This window comes from Pseudonocardia xinjiangensis (assembly GCF_012911925.1).
Taxonomy (GTDB): Bacteria; Actinomycetota; Actinomycetes; order Mycobacteriales; family Pseudonocardiaceae; genus Pseudonocardia; species Pseudonocardia xinjiangensis.
Genome location: NZ_JAAXKY010000243.1, coordinates 1 through 6,852, shown reverse-complemented (window position 1 = coordinate 6,852; position 6,852 = coordinate 1). Strand labels below are relative to the sequence as shown.

6 protein-coding genes and 1 pseudogene are annotated in these 6,852 nt (G+C 73.0%); 3 read left to right on the top strand and 4 right to left on the bottom strand.

Annotated features, from left to right (window positions below; all coding sequences use genetic code 11):
• The first annotated feature begins 81 nt into the window (after positions 1-81).
• A complete protein-coding gene (locus HF577_RS36055) occupies positions 82-1,143 on the top strand; it encodes an NAD(P)-binding domain-containing protein (RefSeq protein WP_169400486.1) in 1,062 nt (353 codons plus the stop codon).
• A gap of 138 nt (positions 1,144-1,281) precedes the next feature.
• Here HF577_RS36055 and HF577_RS36050 read toward each other — a convergent pair whose 3' ends face one another.
• Positions 1,282-2,559 (bottom strand): HNH endonuclease signature motif containing protein, encoded by a 1,278-nt coding sequence (locus tag HF577_RS36050; RefSeq protein WP_169400484.1) that lies wholly within the window; start codon positions 2,557-2,559, stop codon positions 1,282-1,284.
• An 80-nt stretch (positions 2,560-2,639) separates the two neighbouring features.
• On the opposite strand from HF577_RS36050, the pseudogene HF577_RS40310 reads away from it, so the two are divergent.
• Positions 2,640-2,947: pseudogene (locus HF577_RS40310) on the top strand (IS481 family transposase); the annotation flags it as partial.
• Between the two features lie 72 nt (positions 2,948-3,019).
• On the opposite strand, the gene HF577_RS36040 reads toward HF577_RS40310, so the two are convergent.
• Together HF577_RS36040 and HF577_RS36035 are read right to left on the bottom strand one after the other, a co-directional pair.
• Positions 3,020-3,361: a helix-turn-helix domain-containing protein gene (locus HF577_RS36040; RefSeq protein WP_169400485.1), complete on the bottom strand. Its 342-nt coding sequence runs from the start codon at positions 3,359-3,361 to the stop codon at positions 3,020-3,022.
• A 102-nt stretch (positions 3,362-3,463) separates the two neighbouring features.
• Positions 3,464-4,684, bottom strand: coding sequence for a YncE family protein (locus HF577_RS36035; protein WP_169400482.1), 1,221 nt, complete (start codon positions 4,682-4,684; stop codon positions 3,464-3,466).
• A 228-nt stretch (positions 4,685-4,912) separates the two neighbouring features.
• On the opposite strand from HF577_RS36035, the gene HF577_RS36030 reads away from it, so the two are divergent.
• Positions 4,913-5,806: an extracellular solute-binding protein gene (locus tag HF577_RS36030; protein ID WP_169400481.1), complete on the top strand. Its 894-nt coding sequence runs from the start codon at positions 4,913-4,915 to the stop codon at positions 5,804-5,806.
• Between the two features lie 9 nt (positions 5,807-5,815).
• Here the strand turns inward: HF577_RS36030 and HF577_RS36025 are convergent.
• A partial coding sequence (locus HF577_RS36025; RefSeq protein WP_169400480.1) for an ABC transporter ATP-binding protein occupies positions 5,816-6,852 on the bottom strand: 1,037 nt, incomplete at its 5' end.

Genomic DNA, 6,852 nt, shown 5'->3' with positions numbered 1-6,852 from the left:
CCGCCGCCCCGTCCCGGCGGCGCCCTGACCCCGCGGTAGCCCGGCGGAGCGGAAGCTCGGCGGGCCGCCCGGCGTTCCACGATCGTGCGCACTGACGTCGTTGTGATCGGAGCCGGCCAGGCCGGGTTGGCGGCGGCGTACGGGCTGCGCCGGGCCGGGCTCGAGCCGGGTGCGGGTTTCGTGGTGCTCGACGGCGAGGACGGCCCCGGTGGGGCGTGGCGCCACCGTTGGCCGACCCTGCGCGTCGACACGACCCACCGCATCAACGACCTGCCCGGCCTGCCGTTCGCGCCCACCGACCCGTCGCGGCCGGCGGCCGAGGTGGTGCCTGCGTACTTCGACGAGTACGAGCGCACCTTCGACCTGCAGGTACACCGTCCGGTGCGCGTCACGGCCGTCCGGGACGCCGCGCCCGACCTGCTCGTCGAGACCGGCTCCGGCACGTGGACCACCCGCGCGCTCATCAACGCGACCGGCACCTGGACCCACCCCTTCCGTCCCCGCTACCCCGGCCAGGAGCGTTTCCTCGGGCGCCAGCTGCATCCGGCCGAGTACCGCGGGCCTGCCGAGTTCGCCGGACTGCGGGTCGTGGTGGTCGGCGGCGGGACGTCCGCCGTGCAGCTGCTGATGGAGATCGCCGGCGTCGCGGCGGCCACGACGTGGGTGACGAGGCGGCCCCCGCACTTCCACGAGGGACCGTTCGACGAGGACGCGGGACGCGCGGCGGTGGCGCGCGTGGAGGAGCGGGTGCGGGCCGGCTTGCCCCCGCAGAGCGTCGTCGGCGTGACCGGGCTGATGCTCACCCCGCAGGTGCGGGCCGCCCAGGAGTCGGGGGTGCTGCACCGGCTGCCCATGTTCGAGCGGATCACCCCGGACGGGGTGGCGTGGGCCGACGGCTCCACCGTGGCGGCCGACGTGATCCTGTGGGCCACCGGGTGGCGGGCCGCGCTCGGGCACCTCACCCCGCTGCGCCTGCGCGGACCGGGGGGCGGCATCGCGGTCGACGGCACCCGCGTGCGGGCCGACCCGCGGATCCACCTGGTCGGCTACGGCCCCAGCGCGAGCACGATCGGGGCCAACCGGGCTGGCCGCGCGGCCGCCCGCGAGGTGGTGGCGCTGCTGCGGGAGCCGCTCAGCGCATGAACACACCATCCGACTCAGCTGAGCCGCGGCGTGAGTTGTCGACGCTCGGTCGCGCACGTCGCCGCTAGACCGCGTATCTCGCGAGCCACCGGCTACAAGTGGCTGTCGCAGCCGACCGCGCCCATCTGCGCGACCCCCTTACGCAGCGAGGTGCAGGAGTGGTCGTCGGCGGGGTCTTCGCTGCGGGTCGATCCAGGCCGGGGGGATCAGTTCGGGGAGCCCATCGCGGATACGGACTTCCCACTCGGAGTGGTGCTGCAGGCGGTGGCACGCCCGGCAGAGCATGACGCAGTTGTGCAGGGCGGTGTCGCCACCGTCCTGCCAGGCTGTGATGTGGTGGACCTCGCACCACGACGGCGGCCGACCGCATCCGGCGCACCCCCGGTCACGGGCGGCGATCGCGCGGCGCAGCCCGTCAGGGATGGTGCGGGTGACCCGCCCGACGTCGAGCGGCTGACCCTTCCCGTTCAACACGACAGGCACGACCCTGGCGTCACAGGCCAGCATCCGCAGTGACTCCGGGCTCAGGGTGCCGCCGAAGTCGAGGCAGGCGGCGCGGGCCCGGTTCTCCAGGTCCTCCAGCCGGATCAACACGGTGAGATGTGGGCGGCGCCCGCCGCATTCGGGCACGTCGCCGTGGTCGAGCACGTACCCGCACACATCAGCCAGCGCCTCGGCTTGGCGTTGCGCGGTACTGCGGTGCTCATCGCTGGTGACGGGTCGGGCGTGGGCGTCGATCACGGTGGCGATGGCATCGAACATGGCCGCGTCGTCGAACTGGCCTTTGAGGGCGCCGCCGGGCTTGCCGCGGTGGCGCATCAGGTGCAACTCGTTCACGGGGGCGGGTGGCCGGTCGTCAGGCTCGGCGCCGTCCTCGTCGAGGGCCTCGACCAGCGCGGTACCCCAGGTCTGCAGCTCCGACGGGGTGTAGACGGCGGCTTTGTCGGCGAGTTGGGCTTCCGCACCGGCCCACACCTCGGGCGTAAGCCTTTCCGCGGCCGGGCTCGCGAGCACCCGGGCGATCACTGCGACGTGCCGCAGCCCGGTGTGCCCGGCGGCGAACACCGCCGCAGTGGCAGGCAGCCGGGCGGGCAACACGGTGCCGTCGAGCCCGACCCGCGGGCAGGCCTGGTCGGCGGCGACCACCCGCTGGCGGGCTTCGAACCGTTCCCACCCGAGCAGATCCCCCAACGCGGCCGGAGTCGACTTGTAGCCCCGCTCCGCGAACGTGCCCCGCCGCTCCAGAGCCGCCACGGTGGCAACGACGACCCGGTCCAACCGCCTGCTCGTGCCCTCGCACAAGGTGAGCACAGACAGCAGGTCGTCATCGGTGGCGCCGGTCTCAGCGGCCGCGGACAGCGCGTCGATCACCTCGACCAGGAGGCGGTGGGTGGTGGTGAGCGGGCTGTCCGACACCCCTCCATCGTACTCGAACACATGTTCGAACTGATGTCCTTCGTCGCAGGTCAACGACCGTTCGGCGCTCGTGGTGGTGGCGTGCCGGACTCGCCGATCGCCCCACGCGGTCCCGGCCCGCCACGGACTTGCCCGGCCGGTCTGGCTCGACCGCCCCACCGGCAGGCACGGTGATCCGCCGCGGCGAACGCCCCCGCCCGGGCGAGCTGGCGCACGTGGAGGTGAAGACGCTCGGCTGCGCGACGGCAGGCGCCGGCGAGTGCACGGCCGCGACAGCGACCAGTCCCGCCAGACCCGCACCAGCCCACGGGTCGGGTTCACCTCCGTCCACGCCGCCATCGACGACCACACCCGCCCGGCCTACGCCGAGATCCACCCCGACGAGAAAGCCCACCGCGGCCACCCACCCATCAGCCGCGTCAACAACCCGCCTGGGCACTACACCTAGCCGCCGTCCTGCTCAGCCTCGGTCTACTCCTGGTGCCGCCGAACCTGCCCGGACGTCCTCCTCGATCCACCTAGCCTGGCCACCGATCGTGGTCCACTCCGGCTTGATCCAGCCCTCGTTGCGCCACCGCTGGATCGTGCGCGAGGACACCCGCAGCCGCTTCACAAGCTCAGAGGTCGTCAGCAGTCGGCCGCGCGGCTTGGCTGCGACGCTCCGAAGGCGCGTCTGGCCATCGCGCCGGCCAAGAGCCCTGGGCCGGCGGCGTACCGGATGATCGGCGGTCGTACCCGGAGAGGCGTGATTGACTGACTGGCCGACCGTCGGGTGCCGGGTTCGGATTGGTCGACGATCCATGCGACGCGCCCAACTGCTCTGTCTTGCGCTGCTCGCGCTCGCCGTCGTCATGGTTTACCGCCTGTACGCAGCGGGTCGCCCCGCGAAAACCGCGGGAGCCGCTCACCGCATGATGCCGGTGTGGCCGAGCGAGTAGCGGCCTGGCTGCGGCCACACGCACAGCCCGTGCGGCCCCGCGCCCACGTCGAACCTGTGGATGAGGCGCCCGTCGGTGGTGTCGAGGACGTAGACCGCGCTGTCGTAGCGCCCCGACAGCCACAGCTGGGTGCCGTCGGCGGTGATGTTGCCCATGTCGGGGCTGCCGCCCCCCGGGATCGGCCACGTCGTGAGCACGGCGCCGGTGTAGGCGTCCAGCACGCTCACGCTGCCCGCGTGCCGGTTGGTGACGAAGAGCCGCTTGGCGTCGCGGGACAGGTAGAGCCCGTGCGCGCCGTGCCCGGTGGGGATCTGGCGCAGCACGGTGGTGGCCGCGCCGTCGAGCACCCAGAGCCCGTTCTGCTCGCTGTCCGCGATGTAGAACACCGAGCCGTCCGGGGCGAGCTTGACGTCCTGCGGCCCCATCGTCGTGTTCCGCACCGGCATGTCGATCATGCGCAGCAGGCGGTGTGACGCCACGTCGACCACCGCGACCCGGCCGGCGAACTCGCAGCTGAACACGGCCGTGCGCCCGTCGGCGGTGAAGTCGGCGTGGTCGATGCCCGCGCAGTCGGGCGTCGGCAGGACGTCCTGCTGCTGCCAGGTGTGCGGGTCGTAGAACACCAGCTCCCGCCGTGCCTCGGCCACGGAGATGGCCGAGCGCCCGTCCGGCGTGAAGTACATGTTGTACGGGTCGGTCACCGGGATGCTCGGGCCCGGCTCACCGGTCGTCGGGTCGAAGGGAGTCACCCGGTACCCGGTGTCGTCGGTGGCGTACAGCGTGGTCATGTCGTAGGACGGCACCACGTGCTGCAGCTCGCCCCCCAGGCGGTGCCGGCCGACCACGGTGAAGGTGGCGGGGTCGATCACCCAGACCTCACCCGTCTTCGTGTGGGGCACGTACACCCGGGGCACGGCGGCCTTCGCGGGTTCGGAGAGCATCGTCGGCCCGGTGGCGGCGTAGACGTTGCGCGGATCGGTCACGGGCGGCATCCCGGGGAGCCCGTCGACCGACGGCGGAGCTGCGGGTGGCGGGGGTGTCGCGGGCGCCGACCCGGCGCAGGCCGCCAGCGCGGCGAGCACGGCCAGCAGTGCGGCGAGGTGCGGGATCCGGACGCGAGGCGGACCACCGGCCCCACGGGCGGCCAGGACCTCCCCTGGCCACCACGCGCCCGTCACACCCGCCATCCGCGCACAGTACGGGTCCCTGACCAGGCCCTTCCAGATTTGCCGTAGTCGGCCGACCTGTTCGAGTTGCCCGAGGACCCGACGGGGAGAGAACGGCAGGTCCGGACATAGCCCCGATTCTTCCCCTTGGGTGCGGTTCTTGGACGCAATTCATTCCGCAACTGCGGAGCATATGGTGGGAGTTCCGCGGCGAGTTCGCGCCGCGGCAGGAACGAGCCGGAGGATCTGATGAGGTCGTGGCGAGTGGTGGGTGCCCTGGCGGCGGCCGGAGTGGCACTGGCGGCATGTTCGAGCCCGAGTACCAACCCGAGCACCAGCCCGGGCACGGCAGGCCCGACCCCCGGTGCCGCCGCCGGGCAACCGGTGCGCGTGCTCTACGCGGGCTCACTGGTGAACCTGATGGAGCACGACATCGGACCGAAGTTCACCGCCGCCGAGGGCTACCGGTTCCAGGGTGAGGGCGGCGGGTCCGACGCGCTGGCCAACGAGATCAAGGGCAAGGTCAAGCAGGCCGACGTGTTCATCAGCGCGAGCCCGCAGACCAACTCGACGCTTCAAGGGGCGGCGGGTGGCAACGCGGAGTCGTGGTTCGCGACGTTCGCGTCGTCCCCGCTCGTGATCGGGTACAGCCCGAAGAGCCGCTTCGCCGCGGACCTCACGTCGAAACCGTGGCAGCAGGTGCTGGCCGAGCCGGGGTTCCGGTTGGGCCGCACCGACCCCACCACGGACCCGAAGGGGAAGCTGGCGGTGCAGGCGCTCAATCAGGTGGGGCTGACGAGCCTGGCCTCGGACCAGTCGGGGGTGTTTCCCGAGACGGAGCTCATCGGGCGGTTGCAGTCCGGTCAGCTCGACGCCGGGTTCTTCTACTCGGCCGAGGCCGCCCCGGACAAGATCCCGACGATCACGATCCCCCCGGTGTCGCTGGGGGCCGCCTACACGGTCACCGTGCTCAACCAGGCGCCGAACCGAGCCGGAGCGGTCGCGTTCGTCAACTACCTGCTCGGCCACGACGGCTCCTCGACGCTCACAGCCGACGGGTTCCAGGTGACGTCGCCGCCTGCCGTGTCCGGCGACAAGGGCGCGGTCCCCGCAGGGCTCCACCCGCTGATCCCGGCCCCCTGAGGCGCGGCGTCACGCCCTGGCCGCGACCGCGGGCTCCGGACTCCCGGGGCGCGCGGGCACCGGCCACACGATGAGCCGTGCCGGGGGGAGCCGCACCCGGCACCGCGTGGCACCGGTCGCCGTCCCGTCGTCGGCGGTGACGACGGTGAGCTCGCACCCTCCGTCGAGGACCACCAGCAACTCAACGACCGCGCCCATGTGGACGACGTCGACGATCGTTGCCGGGTGGTCCTCGCCGGTGTGGGGCGGTGCCGGGTCGAGCTCCACGTGTTCCGGCCGGATGCACCACGCCACCTCGGACCCGGCCGGAGCCCCGACGGGACCGGCCGCGATGAGCGAGCCGGCGGCCTCGAGCGTGTCGCTCTCGCGCATCCGTCCCGCGTGCAGGTTGCGGATGCCCAGCAGGCGCGCGGCCGCCGGCCCCGCCGGACGGGAGAAGACCTCGGGCTGACCGCCACCCTGCAACAGTGCTCCGTCGGCGACGAGCAGCACCTCGTCGGCGAGCAGCGCGGCCTCCTCGGGGTCGTGGGTGACGAGCACCGTGGTGACCGCCGTGTCACGCTGCACGCGCCGCAGCTCCCGCCGGAGCTCGTCGCGCACCGGCGTGTCCAGCCCTGTGAAGGGTTCGTCGAGCAGCAGCAGCCGCGGTTGCCGGGCCAGCGCCCTCGCCAGCGCCACCCGGCGGCGCTGGCCTCCGGACAGCTGGTGGGGCAGCCGGTCCTCCAGACCGTCGAGCTGCAGGCGGGTGAGCCAATGGGCGGCCACCGCCGGATCGGTGCCGACGCCGAAGGTCACCTGCCGCCACACGGGCAGGTGCGGGAGCAGGCAGGAGTCCTGCGGCACGTAGCCGACGTCGCGGGACTCGGGGTCGAGCCCCGTCAGGTCGAGCCCACCGAGCCGCACGCTCCCCCCGTCCAGCGGCGCCAGTCCGGCCAGCAGCTTGAGCAGCAACGACTTCCCCGCTCCGGACGGCCCGAGCACGGCCAGGTGACGGCCCTGAGCGGTGTGGCCGAGCCGGAGCCGGAACGCGCCCAGTCGGGCGTCGA

What these genes read in the sequence shown, in the direction of transcription:
- HF577_RS36035 (WP_169400482.1), bottom strand. Translation starts at nt 4,684, where the DNA reads ATGGCGGGTGTGACGGGCGCGTGGTGGCCAGGGGAGGTCCTGGCCGCC.
- HF577_RS36030 (WP_169400481.1), top strand. Translation starts at nt 4,913, where the DNA reads ATGAGGTCGTGGCGAGTGGTGGGTGCCCTGGCGGCGGCCGGAGTGGCA.
- HF577_RS36040 (WP_169400485.1), bottom strand. Translation starts at nt 3,361, where the DNA reads ATGGATCGTCGACCAATCCGAACCCGGCACCCGACGGTCGGCCAGTCA.